Here is a 22913-nt window from a genome sequence, read left to right as displayed (position 1 = left end):
TTAATCCCTTCTCACCACACGGCCTGGAACGTTGTGCTTGCTCATCATCCCTTGGAAGTAGGGCACAGCGTCTGCGTGGTTGGTGATCACCATGAGTGAGGTGAGCGGGTTGTCCGGGTCGTTGATCACCGCGCTGTACCGCCGGAACTCGTCGTCCGTCTTGGCATCGATCTTGTTCCTGATGAAGTCAGGCATCTTGGATCCGGGAATGAACGGACTCCGGTCGGGCTTGGCGACGTGCTTGGCGTCGAGCGCGGTTCCGCTCGCCTGGTCAAGACCGTCGGCCCACACCTTCTCGCCACCTCCGTGGATGTGGTATTCGGTGCTTCCGGTGTGCTTGATCTGGTAGGCCTGAGCAGCGCCGCTACCCGCAGGGCCACGGGTGGCCAGGTTGTCGTAGTACTCCTCGGCGCCATTGTCGTCGCCTCCGGTACCGCAAGTCAGATCTTGGTTATGAACGAGGACATCAGCAGCGGCAGCCTTTCCAGCACCGCCCGCACCCACGTAGTACGTGTGCAGCCCGTCAACCGTGAGGTTGTAGACCAACCGCCCACTCGAGAGCGGCCGAGTTCCGGTGACCGTCGCAGACCGGTTGTCCGCGGTGAGGAACTGGTACCCAGGCAGGATGTCCTGGGCCTCGCGCCACCCGAGCCCCTGCACCCAGAACGGGTGCTCAGCGCTCACCGAGATCTTGCCGGTCCCGGTCTCCGAAGCGATGTCGAACTGGTGCACCAACGCGTCCGTCAGGTACTCACGGACATCGGTGACCTCCTTGGCGGCGGTCTCACCAGTGGTCGGATCCGTGGCCAGCACGACATCGCCGACCTTCAGGTCACGGATCAGCTTGCGCGTCCCGTCCGCCATCAACACCGGGGTGTCGCCGGTGAAGCTGTTCTTGGCCGTCGGGATGGGACATGCCGCGCCTGCCGAGTTGCGCCCTTGAGCGCCCGAGTCCTTGGCCTTGTCGTTGCCCCGCTTCTTGTTGGCCCCGAACAGCCCGATCACATCGCCAAGACCGGGCACCTGGCTGTTGGCGAAGTCCGAGACCACCTGCTCGCCCACGGACTGCACCACGGACACGCCGGGTTTGATGATCGTGGCCTTGATCGTGTCCCAGACCTTGTTGACGTCCTGGACGTTCTCGGCCACCGCCGACACGAGCCGGGCCGGCATGTTCGCCGAGGAGGACACGAGGTCCTTCATGGCGATCTTCGGCTTCAGAGCGGCCTGGAGGATCGGCATCGCGTTGTTCTTGACGGCGTGGGCGATCGCGGCCTTGGCGCGGGCCGTCACCGCCCTCATCGCCGCTAGTCGGGCCGCTGCGGCTGCCGCGGCCGCCGCGGCCTTTCTGGCCGCTGTCTGTGCTGCCTCGCGAGCCGCTGTCTTGGCCATGTCGCCCGCGTTGCGGCGGGCGGCGCCTGCCAGGTCGTCGCCGTACTTGCGGCCCGCGCCCACCACGTCGTCGCCGTACTTCCGGCCCGCGCCGACGACGTCGTCGCCGTACTTGCGGCCGGCGCCGATGATGTCGTCGCCGTACTTCACCAGGTATTTGGCGCCCTTGGCGAGTTTGCCGAACGGGACGAAGTTCGAGGCTGCCCACAGGAAGTTGCCCAGGCTCGGCTCGCGGATGAAGTTCGCGATGTCGTTGTAGCCGGAGACTTCCTTGACGACCTCGAGGCCGACCTTGGCGACGGACTTGACGCCGTTCCAGACCGCGCCCCAGTTCGGCCAGTGGCCGTCGGGGTCGATCATGTCCAGCGGGCGGCCCGCGCCGTAGGTGTAGCGGTTGAACAGCACGGACGCGCCGGACGAGGCGGAGACCGTGTCGCGTGAGGCGAAGGCACCGGTGTTCGGCTGGTACCAGCGGGCACCCATGTTGACCTGACCGGAGTCAGGGTCGGTCCAGTCGCCCTGGTAGCCGACGGAGCGCTTCGCGCCCGCCGAGGCGACCTGCTTGCCGAACGGGTCGTAGGCGGTCGAGTCCTGCATGCCCGCCTGGGCCGGGTCGAAGCCGCCCACGAGGTCGCCGTGCTTGTCCGTCACGGCGACGCGCTTGTCCGTGCCCTGCTGCAGCGACAGCAGCTCGCCCGACGCGCCGCGGCCGAAGGTCGAGTCGCCGTCGGACACCGGGTCGATGTCGGTGCCGGCGTACTTGAACTGCTTGGTGTTGCGGGAGACCACGCGGTCGAAGCCGTCGTAGGCGTACTGCGTCTGGCCCACGGCGATCATCCGGTCGAAGGCGTCGAAGGAGAACTTCTCCTCGAAGCCGGACGACGTGCGCGACAGCATCGCACCGGACGGCGAGTACTTGTAGGTGTAGTCGCTGTCGGACTTCAGCCTGTTGCGCTCGTCGAAGGCGGCGGTCTTGGCGCCGGCCTTCGTGCGGTTGCCGGAGGCGTCCCACGCGTAGTCGGTCGTGACGCCGCCGACGGTCCACGACTTCAGGCGGTTCGCGTGGTCGTAGGTGTAGGTGTTGTCGCCCGCACCTGCGAGACCCGACGTCACCTTCCGCGTCAGGCGGTCGTTGTTGTCGTACTCGTAGGCCAGCGACGAGACGGTGGCGCCGGAAGTGCCGTCCTTCACCACGTCGGACTTCATCCTGCCGAGCGCGTCGTAGTCGACGTCCCGGCTGCGGCTGGTCCCGTACTGGATCTTCGAGACCTGGCCGGCCGCGTTGTAGCTGAACACCTGGCCGGTGCCGGTGATGCTGTCGGTCGCGGTGTGCAGGCGGCCCTTGTCGTAGGTGAAGCGGGCGGTGCCGGAGACGTCCGTCCTGGTCTTCATCCTGCCGAGCTCGTCGTACTCGAACGACGAGTCACCCGACGGGCCGTTCGCGGTGAGCAGTCCGCTGCGGTCGTTGTAGGTGAAGACGTTCTTGCCACCGGGGGCGTTGGACTCGGTCAGCCTGCCGACCGGGTCGTAGGCCTGGACCCGCTCGGCCGAGGCCACCCCGGTGCCGGAACCGGTCTCGCGCGTGACGCGGTTGAGGAAGTCGTACTGCCGTTCCCTCGTGACTCCGCCGGGCGCCACCATCTTCGCGACGTTGCCCGCCGCGTCGTAGGTGCTCGTCCACGTCCGGTCGGCCGTGTTCGGATGAGCCTCGGTCGACGGTTCGACGACCGACTCCGGCAGCGACCACGAGTTGTAGGTGGTGACGAACTTGTTCCCGCGGCCGTCGGTGTAGCGGGTCCGCTGGCCGGCGGCGTCGTACCCGAACGAGGTCGTGATGCTCTCGGTGTCCGAGATCGGTTCGACCTGCTGGGTCATCCTGCCGAGCGCGTCGTAGGTGTAGCGCGCGGTCTTGCCCATCGCGTCGGTCGCGGTCTCGACGTTGCCCGCCGCGTCGTGCGTGAAGGACGTGCGGCGCTGGATCGCTCCGGCGCCGTCGAGGCTGAACTGGTTCTTCATCCGGCCGGCCGAGTCGTAGCTCACGAAGCTGGTGCGCCCCATGGCGTCCCGCTGCCAGACCTGACGGCCGGAGCCGTCGTACCCGAACCTCGTCGTCACGTTCGCCGGGTCGGTGGACGTGATCCGCTGACCGAGCGCGTCGTAGGTGAAGCTGGTGACGTCGTTGTTCGGCGCGGTGGCCTTCACCAGCTCACCGGCGTCGTTGTACTCGAACGACGTGGTGAACGCGGCGGCGACGGGCTTGCGCTCCAGCACCGACGACGTCACCTGACGGCCCAGGTCGTCGTAGGTCGACTCGGTGCGCGCACCCGTCGGGTCCGTCGCCGAGAGCTGCTCGCCCTTGTGCGTGTAGGTGTACTTCCACACACCGCCGACCTCGGCCGGCGCATCCGCCTTCGGGTCCTGCCGCTCGACCATGCGGCCGAGCTGGTCGTAGCGGAACCGGGTGACGGCGCCACGGGGGCTGGTCGTCTCGACGGCGTTGCCCGCGGCGTCGTACCTGGTCGACGTGGCGGCCTTGATCGGCGTGGTCGTGCCCGGTGCCACGTAGTCCGGCAGCTCCACCCGCAGCGGGCGGCCGTTCTTGTCGTAGAACCGCTTGGTGATCTGGCCGTTCTCGTTCTTCGAATGGACCTCGTTGCCGAAGGTGTTGAACCCGACCACGTTCTCCGGCCTGGCGTCGACCGGTGCCGCGCCGCCGGTCTCCACGGCCACGGTGGGCTGCTTGACCCGGACCTGGCGTTCCTGCTCGTCGTAGGAGAACTCGGTGGTGAAGCCGCGCGGGTCGGTCTCCGACACCATCAGGCCCCGGCGGTCGTAGGCGCGCGTCGTGCTCAGCGACTGCTGGCCGAACTTGATCCCCTCGGTGATCAGGTTGCCGACGCTGTCGTAGGTGTAGTCGACGACCTCGCTCGTGGCCGCGTTCACGCCGGTGTTGGAGGACTGGCCCGACTTGACGATCTGCTTGACGAGACCGTTCGCGTCGTAGGTGTAGAGAGTCGTGCGCCCCAGCCCGTTCGGATCGGCGACGATCTGCTCGACCTGGTTGTTGGTGTTGTACTTGTACGTCGTGACGCGGTCGCCCGCGCCCTTGCGGGTCAGGACGTTGCCCGCGGCGTCGTAGGTGTTCTCCTCCAGCAACTTCGCCGACTTCGTGCCGTCGGCGTTGCGCACCTCGGCACGCGACCGGAACAGCAGGCCGTTCTGGTAGTAGTCGTACATCGTCTTGCGGCCCATGGCATCCGTCTGCCACACGAGCCGTCCACCCAGGTCGTAGGTGTACGCCTCCATCACGAGCATCTGCCCGTTGTCCGCGGTCTCGCCGGTGCCGATGCCACCGCTGATCGGCTTGCCGTGGAAGCCGCGCATGCGGACCTCGGCGAGCTTGTTGCGGGCCGTGTAGGCGTATTCGACCTTGGTGCCCAGCGGGTCCACAACGGACGTTCGGTTGCCGAAGACGTCGTAGGCGTACGAGGTCGTCGCGCCTTCGGCGTCGGTGACCGAGCTCTGCCGGCCGCGGTCGTCGTAGCCGTAGGCGATCGTCCTGGTCTCGTCACCACCGGTCAGGTCGGCGATGTCGATCCGCTCGGGCAGGCCGTCGGCGTTGAACGTCGTCCTGGTGTGCCTGGTGTGCTTGGCCCCGGTCACCGCGTTCGTGACGGCGGCGTCGGTCACCTCGACGGGCTTGTTCCGCCCGTCGTAGACGAACTTCGTCTCCAGACCGGCCGGGTACTCGTCCGAGATCTGCTTCTCGCTGATCTTGCGGCCGATCAGGTCGTACCTGTACTCGGTGGTGATGCCGTTGGCACCTTCCGCACGCGGCGGTTCGGTGACGGAGAGCAGGTCGCCGTTCGGGTAGTACCGGTAGCAGGTGGTCTTGCCCCGGCCGTCCGTCGTGGTCTTCAGAAGTCCGAGCGGTGCGTTGTTGCTGATGCAGTCAGTGCCTTGGCTCAGCTCGGTGTAGGTGTGCGTGACGGCCGAGCCGTCGGGCATCGTCTGCTTGAGCAGGTCGCCGCGCGCGTTGTACTCCGACGCCGTCCGGTACGTGTTGTCGGTCGCGCTCGCCGAACGCGCGTCACGGGCGGTGAGCTGCTTGTCGATGCGCGGGTCGGTGTCGTTCACCTTGCCGGCGGCCGGCGGGTGGTAGGTGAAGTACTCCGTGTCGCACTGCAACGACGTCCGGCAGGTCTTGCGCGACACCACGTTGCCGCGTTCGTCGTGCTTGAGCTCGACCTGGTGGCCGTTCTCGTCGGTGATGACGTGCTGGAAGCCGCTCTCGTCGTAGTCGTAGGAGCGGACACCGAGGCCCTGGACGGGACCGCCGACCCAGTTGGGGTTGTTGCCCGTCTTGCCACCGCAGTAGGTCGGGCTGCCGTCGGGGTTCGGCGTCGTGGCGGCGGTGCACGGCGCCGCCGCCGTCGGTGTGGTCGGCACGACGGACGGATCAGGTCTGTCCTCGTGCCGCACGCCGATGCCCAGCGGGGCGACGAACCTGATGATCCGGCCCTTGACCGGGTCGTAGTCGAAGAAGTGCGACCTCTTGCCGGGGTCGTTCACCTCGATCGAGCGGACCAGGTTCTTGATCGAACGGCCCGCCGCGTCCTTCTCCTCGGTCCCGGAGACCTGCGGCAGACCCAGCTTCCAGGTGCCGCCGTTCTCGTCGGTGTACTCCGAGATGCGGTCGTTGGTCGTGTCGTAGGTGAGTTCCGCGGCAACGCGGCCGCTCGGCATGACGACCTTGGTCAACTGGTCCGAGTGCTCACGCGCGGCGTAGTGCTGCTTGATCGCGGCCTCGCCCAGCGGGTGCTGGTAGAGCGCGACCTCGTCGATCTGGCCGTTGAAGAACTTCTTGCCCTCGTTCGGCCACCAGCCGTGCGGCGCCCAGTCGGCGGGACCGACGGCGTGCGCGGCACCGATCTGGCCGAAGTTCAGCCTGCTGTCGTCGATCTCGGCACCGGTGATCTCGCCGACCTTGTTGCCGTCGAGGTACATCGTGGTGACCGCGAGCGAACCGGTGAGCACGACGTGGTGCCACTGGTCGTTGTTGACCGCGGCGGCGCTGGTGATCGGCGAGACCCTGCCGTGCCAGAACTGGCCGCGCAGCTTGCCGTCCTTGTCCACGTACAGAACCGGGACGGCGCCTTCGGGGTTCTCGTCGAACGGCTTGTGCTGGAAGCCCATCAACGGGCCACCGGTCGTGGTCTTGAACCACAGCTCGATGGACAGGTCGCGGCTCTTCTTGATCGCGCCGTCGGGGAGCTTGACCAGCGAACTGGTGCCGTTGAACCCGGTCGCCCTGTCGGGGCTGCCGGCGAGCGGGCCGGCGTGGTCGCGCGTGGTGTTCCTGTGCTCGCCCCAGTCCTTCGTCAGGTTGGTCGCGACCTGGCTGACCGCCGCGTTGCCGGCCGGCTCACCGAGCCGCCAGTAGGAGTCCGGCTTCGAGTCCACCACCGCGGACCGGTAGTGCGAACCCTGGGAGTACTCGTACTGCGTGCACGCGCCGGTCGGGTCGCAGACCTTCTTCAGCTGGTCGCCGAAGTACTCGTAGGTCCACTTGATCGGCACGCCACCGGTGGTCGGCGCGTCGGTCCGGACCTCCTTGACGTGGTTGCCCGAGAAGGTGAACCACAGCGTCCGGTTGCTGGTGCGGTTGATCGCGCGCTTGAGCAGCCCGGTGGTGCCGTAGTCGAACTCGACGAGCCTGGCGGCGTTGTCGTAGATCGACGCGATCTTGCCGTCGGAGCGGAACGTGTAGGTGGTGTTGGACTTGTCCACCAGCACGTAGTTCAACGTGGCGGCGTCCTGGTAGAAGGTCGCGAACCGGCCGGGCGGCGGGTCGAAGCTGCCGTCCTCGTTGTTCTTGCCGAACCGCACCGCCTGGCCGTCGGGGTAGGTCACCACGACGTTGCCGGTGCCGTCGCCGTCCGGCACGACGCGCATGTCGTAGCGCGTCGACCACCCGGCGCCGAACGCCAGGTCCTTGCGCGGGTCGAGGCTGTTGTAGGTGCGGGAGACCGTGAGCTCGGGGCCCGTGACACCGATGGCCGAGTCGACCGCGGCGGTGCTGTAGTTGCCGATCTGCGGGTCGAAGTCGAGGTCGCCGGCACTGTAGGGCGCGCCGCCCAGGTGCGAGGTGATGTCGGGCTGCGGCACCGCGGTCAGCAGCGCGCTGAATTCCAGCTTCTCGCTGCGCGTGCCCGCCGGGTCGATCGCGAAGGCCCGCCAGTAATAGGTTTCACTCCACTGCAACCATCCCTTCGGGACGGTCCAGGTGCGCGACTTCGACCTCGGCGACATTCGGCAGCCGACGTTGATCTCGCCGGTGACGTCGTTCTTCTGGCAGACCTCGAACTCGTAGTCGATCGTCGTGTTCGGCGGGGCGTCCACGTCCACCGCGTCGGCCCACAGCTGCGGTGTGAGCACCGGCGAGGAGTGGCCGGCCGGCGGGTACTGCGCCTTGACGATCGGCGGCAGTTCGAACACCGTCAACGACAGGCGGGCAGGGGGGATCTGCTCGTCGGTGAAGAAGGTGTTGTTGTGCACCATGCTGAAGTCGAGCAGGTAGTCGCCCGGCTCCAGCTGGAACACCCTGGCGTCCAGCGTGACGCTCTGACCCGGCCGGACGACGACGTCAGGCGCCAGTTCGGCCGCCACTCGGGCGTCCTTCGGCTGCCCCGTCGCGCTGAACGCGCGGTAGGAGAGCTTGTAACCCCCACCCGCGGTCCAGTCCTGGCCGCTCTTGTTCGTCACCGTGATCTTGACGGCGGGCTTCGGGTCCGCCCCGCTGTCACTGGTGCGGTGCACCGGCGGCTCCGGCACGCCGCGATCGATGCGGTAGCCCGCGTCGTACTGCGTGCTCGTGACGAACAGACGCGGCGAATTGGCCGTGCCCGCACCGGCGAACAGCTTCCAGCCGGCGAGGGCCTTGACTGCCAGACCGTTGTTGGCCTGTCCCTTCGCCCAGCCCTGCACCAGGTTCCGGCCGCCCTCACCGAGGTCGATGGCCTCCGGCCTCGGCGGACAGGCCGAGTGCGACTGGCCGAGACCGACGTGGCCGTAGGCGAACGAGGCGCCGCCCAGCGCGCCGCCGGTGGCCAGCACCGCCTTCGTACCGCTGCCCCACGTCTGGTTCACCGGGTGCACGCTGATGGGCTGCGGCCGGCACGACGGCGCGTCGTAGTTCGACAGGTAGAGCTGGGCACCGAACACGCGGTGGTTGGTGATGTTGCTGGTGTTGAACTGCAGGTAGGTGGTGTAGCCGTCGCCGGACTTCAGCGTGGAGCCGGTCAGCGAGTCGTTTGAACCGTTGGTCGAGATCGCGGGGGCGGCGTTCAGACCGCTCACCGTCGGGTCGACGGCGATCGGGAACCGCCGGGCGCCGTCGCGCACCCAGCCCGCGTCCGCCGTCATCTTCAGCGCCTGGCCGCCGTTGTGCGGGACCAGCTCGTAGGTGACGGCCGTCGACACCGCACCGGCGGCGTCGGTCATGTCGCCGACGGGGACTCTGGCCTTGACGTTGCCGGCGTTGTCGCTCAGCACGACGGCGCCGTCTACGACCTTGGCCTGCAAACCTCTGAGCTGCAACGGGAACAGCCAGGTGGTCGCCGCGTCGCGGGACGTCAGCACGAGCGTTTCCTTGACACCGCCCGAAGCGACGTCGAGTCGCAGGTCGGTGTGGGCCGCGACACCGGGGTAGGTGATCCTGCTGCCCTCGACGCGTGCCTTCGCCGCGCTCGTGCCCGCGAAGCCGAAGGACATCTCGTGGTCGCCGGACAGGCGCATGCGCACGAACGGCGATTCCGAGGCGGTGGCGTTGAAGCGGGTGTCCACGGAGTCCGCCGCGTTCCGGAAACCGTCGCCGTCGGGAACGATCGTGGTGTCGATCGGCGCCCACGAACCGTCGGGGCGCTGGAAGTTCAGCGGCGACTGCGAGTACTCGGTGGTCTGGGTGCCGTCGGAGTTGCGGTAGGTGCGGGAGTTCGCGTCTCGTTTGCCCGCGTCCTCCTTGCTGGTCTGGGTGTTGAAGCCCTTGAACCCGTTCGGCGCGTCGACCTGCTCCGCCTTGTTCGGCGGAGGCGTGGGTGCCGCCGGGAAGTTCGGCTGCGGGTGCTTGGCGAGCTCGGACTTCGGCATCGCGCGGTTCGCCGCACCGGTGCCCTCTGTCTCATGAGGCTGATCCGCCGCGGAGCCCCACTTCTGGTCAGGTGCGAGCTCGCTCGGATCGAGCGCGCCCCCTGCGGCCCACTGCGGGATCAGCTGCAACGCCGAAGGGCCCACGGTGCCCACCATCAGCACCATGATCAGGCCTGCGACGGCCGCGATCCTGCCTTTTCTAGAGCGCGGAAAAAGCATGCGCGCACGCCAAAAACGGCCGCTGGCCATGGACCTACCCCCAGGAAACCTCTACGACAACAGCGCGTGTGAAATCGCTGTCAACCCCAGATGCCGACAGCTGAGCATCGTCAGGTCGCCGAGCCGGTGTCAAGGGCCAGAAGGCTTTCCGACACGTCAGGACGAGGCAGGGAGAGCTGTGACGAGTTGGGGCTGGTGATCTGCCGACCTGCTGGGCTACGGTCCGAACCGCAGACTGTGGCGCAGGAACGACGCCTACCAGCCGTCGACTGTCCACATTGACTCGGCTCTGGGGGAGTTAATGTCAACGCGTTCTACTCGCGCGCGCAGATCCGGCCTGGGTGCGGCTCTGGCCGGCGCGGTGGGCCTGTCCCTGATCGTGGTGCCAGGCGTCGACGTCGCGTCCGCCGCCTCGACGCTCAACTGCAACTCCGCGGTCAACGTCGTCGGTGTCACCCAGCAGGGCACCGTCTTCCGCTACCCCCACCAGGAGCCTGAGAACGGCAACTTCGTCTGGGGCGCGAAGCAGGACATCCCCAGCAGCGGCTGGCAGATCGGCCGCGCGCTCGCCGGCCCCGACGGCATCGTCTACCACCTCGTCGGCGACAACCAGGGTGCCGCCTCCGGTGACCTGCGCCGGCTCCGGATCATCGACACGCCGACGGGCCCCGGCTGGGCGACGATGCCCGGCGGCGGGCAGTACCGCTCCGTGGGCAACGGCTGGGCCCGCTACAGCCAGCCCGAGCACCGCAACAAGGTGACGGTCGACGAGAAGGGCCGGCTGTTCGAGATCAACGCGGACGGCAAGCTGAAGATGTTCGTCTGGGAGGGCGGTGACGACGGCGGCTGGACCGCGGAGACGGGCGGCGGCAAGGTCCTCGACACCGGCTGGGACCAGTACAACCTGATCGTCGCGGCCGGAGACGGCGTGCTGTACGCCCGCAAGCCGGACGGCCAGCTGTTCCGCTACCGCTACGACGCCGTGGCCGACCGGTTCCTGCAGTACGGGCTGTACGTCGGGGCCGGCTGGAACATGTTCAACCGCGTCTTCTCCCCCGGTGGCGACGTCCTCTACGGCACGTGGCCCGGCCAGAACGGCCAGGGCCAGCTGCTCTGGTACCGCTACCTCGAGGACAGCAACACCTGGGCCCCCGGTGACCCGAACACGAACCTCGGCAAGATCGTCGGCACCGGCTGGTTCAACGAACTCGACGTCGTCGCCTACCCCAGCGACTGCAGGCTCCTCGGCTACCCGGCCACGCCACGGCCTGCGATCCAGGCGAACTTCACCGCTCCGCTCACGCTGGTCGAGGGCACGACCGCGGAGAAGCTGGCGAACTACTTCTTCGTCAACGGACAGGGCACCCTCTACCACGGCAAGCAGCGCCACTCGGGCGACCTGCTGCTGGTCGACCACCAGCCGTTGAACGGCTACACCAAGTACACCGGTCAGCCCGCGGCGGCTCTGAACACGGCCACCGCGGTGGGTGCGACCCTCGCCAACACGCTCGAGGTCCAGGCGCACAGCCACGAGGACGCCGAGACGCGCGGCAAGACCCAGGTGACCCCGAACGGCTACTTCCCCGCGGACGGCCCGGTGCTGAGGCACCGGGGTCACCTCGCGGGAGACTCCGTGCTGGCCAAGGGAAGCGACGGCCTGCAGTCGTCGTTCGGCGTCGGCGCCGAAGGACAGCTCTGGTACCGCAAGCAGATCGCCGCGGACGGCCGCTTCACGGCGTGGCGCTCGCTCGGTGGCTCGGGTCTCACCCCCGACTTCACCGTGGTGCCCAACGGCAACTCGTTCGACGTGGTCGCACGGCACACCGACAACTCCGTCCGCGTCGCCCGCGTGACCGGCACGACGCTCGGCACGTGGACGAACCTCGGCGGTACCGACGTCAAGGGCAAGCCCGCCGCCGTGCTGCACCACGACGGCACGGTCCGGGTGCTGGTGCGCAAGAACGACAACAAGATCTACACGCAGAAGCAGAACTCGGCGGGCTTCCCCGGCACGTGGACGGTCGTCGGCGGCCTGGTCGCCGCCGGCTCTCCCACAGCCGTCGTCACCGTGAACAACACCGTCGAGGTGGCGGCACGCGGCAACGACAACCTCATCTACACCACGGGCACGAGCCAGGACACCACCGGCTTCCGCGCCTGGGAGGTCCGCGACTTCCAGGAGGCCGCGACCGACCCGGCCATGGTCCTCTGGAGCGACAACAGCCTGATGGTCGCGTGGCGCGACCCGATGGGCGAGGTCTACGCCTACCGCGGCACGTTCGGCCCGGCTCTCGCGCAGCGTTCGGCGACGGCGAGCACGGCCGGCACGGCGCCGGCCTACACCGGCGGCAAGACGAAGTCCTGACCTCCTCCCAGACCGTCCTCGGTGGAGTCGCCTCCACTGAGGACGGTCCTTTCCATGCCCAACCACAGATCCGGGGAAATGCTGTGAGAGCAAGAGGAATCGCGGTGACGGCAGTCATCGCCGCAAGTCTTGTCACGCCCGCGCTCGCCACGTCGGCGATCGCGGCGGGCACGCTGTCCTGCCAGACGGCCGCGCCGGTCTTCGTGCGGCACGCCGACACCGGCCTGGAGCTCAGGGCGCACCAGGAACCCGAGAACGGCAATCCCGTCTGGAACGCCAACCGCGGCATCGGGTTCTCGTGGGACGGGCAGATGCGCACCGGTCCCGGCGGGCGCACCTACGAGTTCACGCCGGATGGCATCGTCAACAAGTTCGTCTGGAACGGCAACGGCTGGGAGAAGAACGGGACCGCGGACCCGATCGCCACCGGCTGGCTCGGCTGGGGTGACGCCGCCTCCAAGACGCGGCTCGCGATCGACGCCCGCGGTGACTTCTACGGATTCCCGTCCGACAACGCCCTGCACTGGTGGCGTTTCGACGAGAACACCCGCATCTGGACCGAACGGATCATCGACACCGGCTGGGGCGACAAGTACGACATGATCTTCGCCGACGGCGTGGGCGGCCTGTTCGCCCGTTCGACCGCCGGCGCGCTCTACCGCTACCAGTACGACGCCGACAGCCAGCGCTGGCTCGAGTACGAGCGCAAGGTCGGCGACGCCGGCTGGGGCCAGTTCTCCGACGTGGCCTCCGTCGGTGGCGGCGTCTTCTACGCGTTGAAGGCCGACACCGGCCACCTGCGCTGGTACCGCTACCTCGGCGACGGCGCCTGGGCCACAGACGCCGGCAAGTTCATCTCCGACGGCTGGTCCTCCGCCTGGCAGATCGAGGGCGCGCCGGACGCGTGCCAGATCCTCGGCGGCAGCCCCACGCCCCCTGCCACGCCGACGCTGACCCCGAACTTCACGGCGCCCCTCGCGGCGTACCAGGGTGACGACAACCTGGCGAACTACTTCCTCGTCGACGGGGGCAAGTTGCTGCACGGCAGGCAGCGGCACACCGGCGACATCCTGCTGGTGGACCACACGCCCCTTTTCGGCCACGAACAGTTCACCGGCGAGGTGGGCTTCGGCGTCTACGGGGACGGCAGGCTGGAGGTCCAGGCCAACAGCACCGCCGACGCCGGAATTCGCGGTCGCACGCAGACGGGCAAGAACCTGAACCAGTGGTCGGCCTCCTTCTCCAGCCTCTCGGGCAAGTTCGTCAGCAGCCCCGTGATGGTGAAGGACAAGGACGGCCTGCTCGTCTCGTTCGGGGTCGACGCCTCCGGTGGCCTCTGGTACAGCAAGCAGCTCGTGCTGTGGGGCGCGCCGGCGAAGGGCACGTTCGGCGCGTGGCGTTCGCTCGGCGGCTCCGGCCTGACCGCGGACTTCTCCGCACTGCGCAACGGAAACGCGATCGAGATCGTCGGCCGGTACGCGGACGGTTCCGTGCGGGCGAGCAAGTTCGACGGCACGGCACTCGCGGCCGCGCGCAGCACCGGCGTGACCGACGTGGTCGGCAAGCCCGCCGCCGTCGTGCACGCGGACGGCAAGGTGCAGGTGGTGGTCCGGCGGACCGACAACAGGATCCACACCCAGCGGGAAGGCACCTCCGGCTTCCCCGGCACGTGGCAGCAGGTGGGTTCCCTGGTCGCCGCCGGCGCGCCCGCGGCGGTGCTGGCAGGCACCGGCAGCCTGGAGCTGAGCGCCCGCGACGCCAACGGGTTCGTGCACACCACCGGGCAGTCGACCGCCTCACTGCCGTTCCGCGCCTGGGAGATCCGCGACACCCACGAGGCGGGCACCGACCCCACGATGATCAAGACGAACAACGGGGACGTCCTGCTCACGTGGCGCGACCCGAAGGGTGAGATCTACACCTACCTCGGCTCGTTCGGCACGACGCCCTCGGCGCGGACCGCTGTCAGCGACTCCGCGGTGCTCTACTCGGGCGGCAAGACCCGGCGCTGAACGACCGGCAGCACGACGACGGCCCCGCGGATCGCTCCGCGGGGCCGTTGTCGTTCTGCGAGACGGTCAGTCGACGACGGCCAGCGCGTCGATCTCCACCAGCAGCCCGGCGGGCAGCCCGACGTAGACGGTGGTGCGGGCGGGCGCCGGGTCGGTGACGAACTCGCCGTAGACCTCGTTCAGCTCGGCGAAGTGCGCGGTGTCGGTGAGGTAGACGCGGATCATCACGACGTCGTCGATCGACGCGCCACCGGCGGCGAGGACGGCGTGCAGGTTCGCGAACGTCTGGCGCGTCTGCTCGGCGACGGTGGTGCCGACGATCTCGCCCGACTTCGGGTCGAACGCGACCTGTCCGGCCACCTGCAGGATGTTGCCCTTGCGCACTCCCTGCGAGAAGCGGGCCACCGGCTGCGGAGCGTCAGCGGTCTTGATCTCTACCTTGGACAACGGAATTCCCCTTTACCTTGGAACATAACCGCATTCGACTGATGCAGCTTCGGCGGTGGCGAGCAGGTCTGGCAGGTGTGACAGCAGGCCCTCGTAGTCGAGGAGCACCTTCGGCACCGACATCGACACGGCCGCGAGCACCTCGCCCCGCGCTCCCTTGATCGGGGCCGCGATGCAGTGGATGAAGTCCTCGTGCTCGGAGTTGTCGACGGCGTAACCGCGGGCGCGCACGCGGTCCAGCTCGGCCAGGTACGCGGCCGGGCTGAGGATGGTGTTCTCGGTCAGGCGCGGGAACTCCATGCCGGACACCACCTTCTGCAGCGCCGGCGCGGGCAGGTCGGCCAGCAGGATCTTCGCCACGGCCGTGCAGTGCAACGGCGCGCGGCGGCCGATGCGCGAGTACATGCGCATCTGGTGCCTGGACTCGTACTTGTCGATGTAGATCACCTCACCGTCCTCGTAGGACGCGAGGTGGACGGTGTGGCCGAGACGGGAGTTGAGGTCCCGCAACGCGGGTTCGGCGGCGCGGCGGACGTCGCGTTCCTCCAGTGCCCGGTTGGCGAGGTCGAACAGCGCCGTGCCCAGGCGGTAGTGGTGCACGCCGTCGCGCTGCACGAAGCGGTGCGACTCGAGCGTGCGCAGCAAGCGCAGCGTCGTGGATTTGTGGACGCCGATCACGCCGGACAGCTCGTCCAGCGTCTTCGGGCCCGTGGCGAGCTGGCTCACCAGGGTGAGCGCTCTGTCGAGACTCTGGCTCATCACACCTCCAAGCGGGCGGACGCCCAGGTCTGCGGGTCGGCGTGCAGCAGCGGTACCGTCACGTCGTCCGGCAAAGGATCTCCGACGTCCTCGGCGGTGAGCAAAGCGGACGCCGCCTGCAGGTGCCCGGCGCGCAACCGCACCGACGGGGACTCGCCCGCTAGGGTGGCCGCGAGGAAGCCCGCCGCGAACGCGTCACCCGCGCCGACCGGTTCCACGACGTCGACCTCCAGCGCGGGCTCGAAGTACGACGAACCGCCTTCCAGCAGTGTCGCGCCGTCGGCGCCCTGCTTGACCACGAGCGACGCCGGGCCGGGCAGCAGCCGCCGCAACCGGGCGGGATCCCCCGTGCCCCACACCAGTTCCGCCTCGTCGGAGCCCGCCAGCACGACGTCCGCCATGTCGGCGAGCTCGCGCAGCACGCGCGGGTCGCGGCCGGTCCACAGCGCGGGCCGCCAGTTCAGGTCGAACGAGATCAGGAACCCGTGCCGCGGCCGGCGCAGCAGCTCGCGCATCATCGCGAGGCACGAGTCGGACAGGGCGGCCGTGATGCCGCTGAGGTGCACCAGCTTCACCTCGCCGAGGCCGAGCCGGTCGATCATCTCCAGCCCCATGCCCGAGGCCGCCGAACCGCGCCGGTAGTAGCGCACCGGGCTGCCGTGCGGCGAGGCCTCCTTGACGTAGAGGCCGGTCGGGCGCGCCGGATCGACCCGGACGCGCGAGACGTCGACGCCGAAGCCGCCCACCGCGTCGAGCACCGCCAGCCCGAACGAGTCGTCGCCGACCGCGCTGACCCACGACGACCGGACGCCGAGGCGCGTCAGGTGCACGGCGACGTTGGACTCGGCGCCACCGACGGCCCTGTGCCAGGTTCGGACCAGGTGCACGGGACCGGGTTCAGCCGGAACCATCATCACCATGGTCTCGCCGAGACACACGACACCGCCGACGTGATCGAACCGCATGCGCGCTCCAGAGGGTGTTCGTTGACGGCGGCGAGACCGAATGCTACACAACTCAGCATCACATCGCGCAATGGGAGTTGCAAAATATGCAACATCTGATGGAGATGGACCTCGCGGCCGTCGCGGACATCAGGTCGGAACAGGTCAGCTGGCGCTTCAAGGGCCTGCCGTCGAGCACGTTCGGCTCGACCATCGGCGAGGTCGCCGACCAGCGCCTCGACCTGTTCGGCGACGAGTTCGTCGGGCCGCTCGTCGTGCTTGACGCCGACGCGCTGGCGCACAACCTGACCACGATGGCGAAGTGGTGCGACAGCCACGGCGTCAAGCTGGCGCCGCACGGCAAGACGACGATGGCTCCACAGCTGTTCCAGCGGCAGATGGAGCACGGCGTGTGGGCCCTGACCGCGGCCAACGCGTCGCAGCTGCGGGTCTACCGGGCGTTCGGGGTGAACCGGATCCTGCTGGCCAACCAGCTCCTCGACCCGGCCGCGCTGCGCTGGCTGGTCCGCGAACTCGACCGGGATCCCGGCTTCGAGTTCAGCTGCTGGGCCGACTCCGAGGCCGGGGTCGCGCTGATGAGCGAGACGCTGCAGGAGCTCCAGCCGTCCCGGCCGGTCGACGTGCTGGTCGAGCTCGGCGCCCCCGGCGGCCGGACGGGTGCGCGTGACCTGGAGACGGCACTGGCCGTGGCGCGGGCGGTGGACCAGAGCCCGGTGCTGCGACTGGTGGGCGCCGGCGGCTACGAGGGCGCGCTCGCGCACGACGCGTCCGAGTCGTCGCAGGCCGTCGTGGACCGCTACCTGACCGACCTGCGCACGCTCGTGCTGCGCCTGGCCGACGGCGGGCTGCTCGACGAGCTTGACTCGGTGATCGTCACCGCGGGTGGCAGCGCGTACTTCGACCAGGTGGCGGCGACGCTGTCGCAGCCGTGGCCGATGCCGGTGACCCCGGTGCTGCGCAGCGGTGCGTACATCACGCACGACGACGGCTTCTACCGCGGGATCTCGCCGTTCGCGCGGATCGACGGCGTGGAGCCGTTCCGTTCCGCGCTGCGGGCCTGGGCCCAGGTGACGTCACGGCCGCAGCGCGACCTGGCGCTGCTGACGATCGGCAAGCGCGACGCGTCGTTCGACGAGGGCCTGCCGGAACCGCAGCTCATCCGCCGCGGCGACGGCGCGATCGCCCCGCTGGCGGGGGCGATGGTCACCGCGCTGAACGACCAGCACGCGTTCCTGCGGCTCGGCCCCGAGGCCACCGTCCGCGTCGGCGACTGGATCGGCCTCGGTCTGTCGCACCCCTGCACGGTGTTCGACAAGTGGCAGCTGATCCCGGTCGTGCAGGGCACGACCGTGGTCGACCTGATCCGCACCTACTTCTAGAAGGAGTGCACCGATGGACGACGTCGTCCTGCGCGGCCCGCTGATCGCCGACGGCACGGGCGCACCCGCCTACCAGGCGGATGTGGGGATCAAGGACGGCGTCATCTCGTCCATCGGGACAGGGGTGAGCGCCACGCGGTCGATCGACGCGGACGGGCTGGTGCTCGCGCCGGGGTTCATCGACATGCACTCGCACTCGGACCTGCGGGTCCTCGCCGAACCCGGCCACCTGGCGAAGGTCTCGCAGGGCGTCACGACCGAGGTGCTCGGCCAGGACGGCCTGTCCTACGCGCCGGTGGACGACGAGGTGCTCGCGACGCTGCGCGGCCAGCTCGCCGGGTGGAACGACGACCCGCCGGGCTTCGACTGGAACTGGCGCTCGGTCGGCGAGTACCTCGACCGGCTCGACCGGGGCATCGCGGTGAACGCCGCGTACCTGGTGCCGCAGGGAACCCTGCGGATGCTCGTCGTCGGCTGGGACGACCGGCGGCCGACCGAGTCCGAAATGGACGCCATGAAATCCGTTCTCGCGCGGTCGCTCGCCGAGGGCGCGATGGGCATGTCGTCCGGGCTCACCTACACGCCGGGCATGTACGCGGACACGTCCGAGCTCGTGCAGCTCTGCGAGGTCGTCGGGCAGCACAACGGCTTCTACAGCCCGCACCACCGCAGCTACGGCGCCGGCGCGCTGGAGGCCTACGCCGAGATGGTGGACGTCTCGAAGCGGTCGGGCTGCGCGCTGCACCTCGCGCACGCGACGATGAACTTCCCGGTCAACAAGGGCAAGGCACCGGAACTGCTGGCGTTGCTCGACGACGCCATGGCGGACGGCGCCGACATCTCGCTCGACACCTACCCGTACCTGCCAGGGGCGACGTACCTGAGTGCGCTGCTGCCCTCGTGGGCCACGGAAGGCGGGCCGGAGAGGGCGCTGGCGAGGTTGTCCGATGTGGACATCCGCGAACGCATCCGGTCCGAGATCGAGGAGATCGGTTCGGACGGCTGCCACGGCGTGCCGGTCGACTGGGACTCCATCGAGATCAACGGCGTCCGCAACGACCGCAACGCGCACCTCGTCGGCGCCAGCGTCCACGCCTCCGCGCTGCGACTCGGGCGCGCACCGGCCGACCTGTACTTCGACGTGTTGATCGACGAGCGGATGGGTACGTCCTGCCTCATGCACGTGGGCCACGAGGAGAACGTGCAGGCGATCATGAAGCATCCGGCGCACACCGGCGGCAGCGACGGGCTGCTGGTCGGCGACCGGCCACATCCGCGCGCGTGGGGCACGTTCCCCCGGTACTTCGCGCGCTACGTCCGCGAACTGGGCGTGCTGAGCCTGGAGGAGTGCGTCGAGCACCTCACCGGCCGCGCGGCCAAGCGTTTGCGGCTCACCGACCGAGGTCTGGTCCGCGAGGGCTACGCGGCCGACCTGGTGCTGTTCGACCCTTCGACGATCGCCGACACGGCGACGTTCGACGAGCCGCGACAGCAGGCTGCCGGCATCCCGTACGTGTTCTGCAACGGGGTGACGGTGATCGACGACGGAACCGCCACCGGCTCATTGCCAGGCCATTCACTCAGGAGCCGCCCGTGATCGACTGGTTGCAACACTCAACAGGGGGCTTGCTCACCCTCGCCGTGGTCAGCATCGCGGTGCTGCTGCTACTGATCATCAAGTTCAAGGTCGAGCCGTTCATCGCGCTGATCGTCGTCGCGCTGCTGGTCGCCCTCTTGGCGGGCGTGCCGGTGGAGCAACTGGTCGGGTCGGCGCAGAAGGCCTCGGACTCGTTGCTGGAGAAGGGCTTCGGCTCGATCCTCGGGCACATCGCCGCGATCATCGGGCTCGGCACGCTGCTGGGCGCGATCCTCGAGGCGTCCGGCGGCGCGCAGGTCCTGATGGACAAGCTGATGAACGCGTTCGGCGAGAAGAGGGCACCGGTCGCGATCGGCCTCGCCGGTCTGATCTTCGGTGTGCCGGTCTTCTTCGACATCGGCATCTTCGTGCTCGCGCCGCTCGTCTACGTGGCGGCCAAGCGCAGCGGCAAGTCGATCGTGTTGTTCAGCATGCCTTTGCTGGCAGGCCTTTCGGTCATGCACGCGTTCATGCCACCGCACCCGGGACCAGTGGCGGCGGCCGGTCTCCTGGGCGTGTCGCTCGGCTGGATCATCATCATGGGTCTCGCGGTGGCGCTCCCGTCGTGGTTCGTCGGTGGTGTCCTGTACTCGTACTGGATCGGCAAGCGCATCAACGTGCCGGTGCCGGAGGAGATGCTGGCAGCGGCCGAGTTGGCCCGCGAGGACAACGGTGATCGCGAACCGCCGTCGCTCGGCCTGGTGCTCTCGATCATCGGCCTGCCGCTGGTGCTGATCCTCGCCGGCACGTTCGGCTCGATCCTGCTGACCAAGGGCACGCGGCTGTACTCGGTGGCGACGTTCTTCGGCACGCCTGCGGTGGCGCTGACGATCTCGGTGCTGCTCGCGTTCTGGCTGCTGGGTTTCCGGCGCGGCATGACGCGGGAGAAGGTCGCGGAACTGTCCGCCGCCTCGCTGAAGCCGGTCGCGATGATCCTGCTCGTGGTCGGTGCCGGTGGCTTCTTCGGCGCCGTGCTGGCCGCGACGGGCATCGGCAAGACGCTGGCGACCGAGCTGTCCGGCATCGGCCTGCCGGTGATCGCGCTGGCGTACGTGATCAGCTGCGTCATCCGCATCGCGCAGGGGTCGGCGACGGTCGCGATCGTGACGACCGCGGGCATCGTGGCACCGGTGCTGGCGGACCTGAACTACTCGCAGCCGCAGCTCGCGCTGGTCGTGATGGCCATCGCGTCCGGTTCGATCATCGCCTCGCACGTCAACGACGGCGGGTTCTGGATCGTGTCGCGGTACTTCGGGCTGTCGGTGAAGGAGACGCTGCAGTCGTGGACGGTCCTCGAGACCATCCTCTCGGTGGTCGGTTTCGTGGTCGCCGCGGTGCTCAGCCTGGTCGTCTGATCGGACACAACTCAACATTCCCCAACGCTTGACAACACCCCGCCCGCGTCTGAGGATCGGCGCAATGTTCATTTGTGTTTGATGTGGACGGGGCCCGCATGAGCAACACGGAGGTCGTGCACCTGCACGACGACACCTCCAGCGTCGTCATCACCCTCGCGGGCGCGAGCCTGCCGGTCGTGACGCACTGGGGGCGAACGCTCGGAGACGTCGACCAGGCCGCGCTGCGCGGCCTGGTCGACGTCGTTTCGTGGACCAACCCGAACAACGCGCCGGACGTGCCGGTCCCGCTCGCACTGCTGCCCGACGCCGGCGCCGGGTACGTCGGCCGTCCCGGACTGCGCGGCCACCGCGGCGGCGAGCACTTCGCGCCCGCGCTGGCGGTGACGTCGTTCTCCGGCGAGGACGGCTCGATCTTCCGCTACGTCGCGTCGGACGAGGCGGCGGGACTGACCGTGACCGGCACCCTGGAGCTGCTGCCGTCCGGCATGCTCCGGTTGCGGCACGTCGTCCGCAACGACGGTGAGACGCCGTATTCGCTGGAGGGCCTGGAAACCGCGCTTCCCATCCCCGCGCACGCCACCGAACTGCTCGACTTCACCGGACGCTGGAGCCGCGAGCGCTCGCCGCAGCGACAGGCGTTGCAGTACGGGTCGTGGGTGCGCGAGAGCCGGCGGGGCCGCACCGGGCACGACGCGACCATCGGGTTGCTGGCCGGCACGCCGGGGTTCTCGTTCCGCGACGGCGAGGTGTGGGCGCTGCACGTGGCGTGGAGCGGCAACCACGTGACGTACGCGGAGAACCTGGTCGACGGCTCACCCGTCCTGGGCGGTGGCGAACTGCTGCTGCCGGGCGAGATCACGCTCGCGCCGGGCGAGGAGTACGAGTCGCCGTGGCTCTACGCGGCCTACTCGTCCACCGGCATCGACGGCATCAGCGCCGCGTTCCACGAGCAGCTGCGGGAGCGTGCACTGCGGCCCCGCCCGGTCGTGCTCAACACGTGGGAGGCCGTCTACTTCGACCACGACCTCGCGCGGCTGACCTCGCTCGCGGACACCGCCGCCGCGATGGGCGTCGAGCGGTTCGTGCTGGACGACGGCTGGTTCCGGCACCGCCGCGACGACTCCGCCGGCCTCGGTGACTGGTACGTCGACGAGACGGTGTGGCCGGACGGGCTGACGCCGTTGATCAAGCACGTCCGCGCGCTCGGCATGGAGTTCGGGCTGTGGTTCGAGCCCGAGATGATCAACACCGACTCCGACCTCTACCGCGCTCACCCGGACTGGGTGCTCGGACCGCGTCCCGGCGTGCTGCCGCCGCCGTCGCGCAACCAGCAGGTGCTGAACATCGCGCACCCCGAGGCGTACGCGCACATCCTCGACCGCGTCTCGTCGGTGTTGTCGGACAACGACATCGCGTTCGTGAAGTGGGACCACAACCGCGACCTGATCGGTTCGCGCGTGCACGACCAGACGGCCGCGTTCTACCGGCTCCTCGACGAACTGCGGCTCCGGCACCCGCAAGTGGAGATCGAGAGCTGCTCGTCCGGCGGCGGGCGGATCGACCTCGGCGTGCTCTCGCGCACCGACCGGGTGTGGACGTCGGACTGCAACGACGCCCTGGAGCGCCAGCTGATCCAGCGCTGGACCGGCGTGTTCCTGCCGCCGGAGCTGATGGGCGCGCACGTCGGCCCCACGAAGTCGCACACGACCGGACGCGTGCACGACCTGTCGTTCCGCGTGGCCACGGCGATGTTCGGGCACTTCGGGATCGAGTGGGACATCAACTCGGCCACGGCCGAGGAACGCGACGGGCTGCGGGCCGCGATCGAGTACTACAAGGACGTGCGGTCGTTGGTGCACACCGGTGTCACCGTGCACTCCGACCACCCGGACCCCTCGGCGTGGGTGCACGGAGTCGTCGCCCCCGACCGGTCCGAGGCCCTGTTCGGGTACGTGCAGCTCGCGACCTCGGTGCAGAACAAGCCGCGGCGGGTGCGGCTGCCCGGACTCGACCCGTCGCGGACGTACCGGCTGTCGTTCGACGCCCCTGCCGGGCGGCCCAGGCTGACCCAGCGGCTGACCCCGGACTGGGAGCCGGTGGAGCTGCCCGGTTCCGTGCTGGCGGAGGTCGGCGTCCAGCTGCCGGTGCTCGAACCGGAACAGGCACTTCTGTTGCGCCTCAAGTAGGAAGAAGGTCCCGGCGGAGTGCCTCCCGCCGGGACCTTCCTCTCCCC

At 68.9% G+C, this 22913-nt stretch carries 10 protein-coding genes; 6 read left to right on the top strand and 4 right to left on the bottom strand.

The genetic code is table 11. The features are described from left to right. Positions 1-9759 (bottom strand): LamG-like jellyroll fold domain-containing protein, encoded by a 9759-nt coding sequence (locus AB0M48_RS27210; protein WP_363847078.1) that lies wholly within the window; start codon positions 9757-9759, stop codon positions 1-3. A 301-nt stretch (positions 9760-10060) separates the two neighbouring features. Between AB0M48_RS27210 and AB0M48_RS27205 the strand changes: the two genes are divergently transcribed. Both AB0M48_RS27205 and AB0M48_RS27200 read left to right on the top strand, forming a co-directional pair. Then, complete coding sequence (locus tag AB0M48_RS27205) at positions 10061-12124, top strand: tachylectin-related carbohydrate-binding protein (protein ID WP_363847076.1); 2064 nt, start codon at positions 10061-10063, stop codon at positions 12122-12124. Positions 12125-12228: 104 nt separating this feature from the next. Next, the gene (locus tag AB0M48_RS27200) at positions 12229-14136 is read left to right on the top strand and encodes a tachylectin-related carbohydrate-binding protein (protein WP_363847074.1); all 1908 of its coding nucleotides are present in this window, start codon (positions 12229-12231) and stop codon (positions 14134-14136) included. Between the two features lie 66 nt (positions 14137-14202). Here the strand turns inward: AB0M48_RS27200 and AB0M48_RS27195 are convergent, their stop codons facing one another. From AB0M48_RS27195 to AB0M48_RS27185, 3 genes are read right to left on the bottom strand one after another with little or no spacing between them, the layout of a single operon-like run. Beyond that, positions 14203-14583: a Rid family detoxifying hydrolase gene (locus AB0M48_RS27195; protein ID WP_030481733.1), complete on the bottom strand. Its 381-nt coding sequence runs from the start codon at positions 14581-14583 to the stop codon at positions 14203-14205. A 12-nt stretch (positions 14584-14595) separates the two neighbouring features. Then, positions 14596-15342 (bottom strand): IclR family transcriptional regulator, encoded by a 747-nt coding sequence (locus AB0M48_RS27190; RefSeq protein WP_363847072.1) that lies wholly within the window; start codon positions 15340-15342, stop codon positions 14596-14598. Then, positions 15342-16307: a sugar kinase gene (locus tag AB0M48_RS27185; protein ID WP_363847070.1), complete on the bottom strand. Its 966-nt coding sequence runs from the start codon at positions 16305-16307 to the stop codon at positions 15342-15344. Before AB0M48_RS27185 ends, AB0M48_RS27190 begins: the two co-directional genes overlap by 1 nt. Positions 16308-16393: 86 nt before the next feature. Between AB0M48_RS27185 and AB0M48_RS27180 the strand changes: the two genes are divergently transcribed. From AB0M48_RS27180 to AB0M48_RS27165, 4 genes are all read left to right on the top strand, one after another. After that, positions 16394-17686 carry an amino acid deaminase gene (locus AB0M48_RS27180; protein ID WP_363847068.1) on the top strand — a complete coding sequence of 431 codons (1293 nt, stop codon included), beginning with the start codon at positions 16394-16396 and terminating at the stop codon, positions 17684-17686. A 13-nt stretch (positions 17687-17699) separates the two neighbouring features. Further along, on the top strand, positions 17700-19283 hold the full coding sequence (locus tag AB0M48_RS27175; RefSeq protein ID WP_363847066.1) for a D-aminoacylase: 1584 nt from the start codon (positions 17700-17702) through the stop codon (positions 19281-19283). Then, positions 19280-20677: a gluconate:H+ symporter gene (locus AB0M48_RS27170; RefSeq protein WP_363847064.1), complete on the top strand. Its 1398-nt coding sequence runs from the start codon at positions 19280-19282 to the stop codon at positions 20675-20677. Before AB0M48_RS27175 ends, AB0M48_RS27170 begins: the two co-directional genes overlap by 4 nt. A 98-nt stretch (positions 20678-20775) precedes the next feature. After that, entirely contained in the window at positions 20776-22866 is a 2091-nt protein-coding gene (locus tag AB0M48_RS27165; protein WP_363847062.1) for an alpha-galactosidase, read from the top strand. Positions 22867-22913 lie beyond the last annotated feature (47 nt).

The sequence above is a fragment of the Lentzea sp. NPDC051208 genome, from assembly GCF_040682435.1.
GTDB classification, from domain to species: Bacteria; Actinomycetota; Actinomycetes; order Mycobacteriales; family Pseudonocardiaceae; genus Lentzea; species Lentzea kristufekii.
The sequence above is the reverse complement of the archived record's forward strand: the minus strand, read 5'-3'. Positions and strand labels throughout refer to the sequence as shown.

Bases quoted from the DNA above. Each gene is read 5' to 3' on its own strand.
- AB0M48_RS27210 (WP_363847078.1), bottom strand. From the start codon at position 9,759: ATGCTTTTTCCGCGCTCTAGAAAAGGCAGGATCGCGGCCGTCGCAGGC.
- AB0M48_RS27205 (WP_363847076.1), top strand. From the start codon at position 10,061: ATGTCAACGCGTTCTACTCGCGCGCGCAGATCCGGCCTGGGTGCGGCT.
- AB0M48_RS27190 (WP_363847072.1), bottom strand. From the start codon at position 15,342: ATGAGCCAGAGTCTCGACAGAGCGCTCACCCTGGTGAGCCAGCTCGCC.
- AB0M48_RS27185 (WP_363847070.1), bottom strand. From the start codon at position 16,307: ATGCGGTTCGATCACGTCGGCGGTGTCGTGTGTCTCGGCGAGACCATG.
- AB0M48_RS27180 (WP_363847068.1), top strand. From the start codon at position 16,394: ATGCAACATCTGATGGAGATGGACCTCGCGGCCGTCGCGGACATCAGG.
- AB0M48_RS27175 (WP_363847066.1), top strand. From the start codon at position 17,700: ATGGACGACGTCGTCCTGCGCGGCCCGCTGATCGCCGACGGCACGGGC.
- AB0M48_RS27165 (WP_363847062.1), top strand. From the start codon at position 20,776: ATGAGCAACACGGAGGTCGTGCACCTGCACGACGACACCTCCAGCGTC.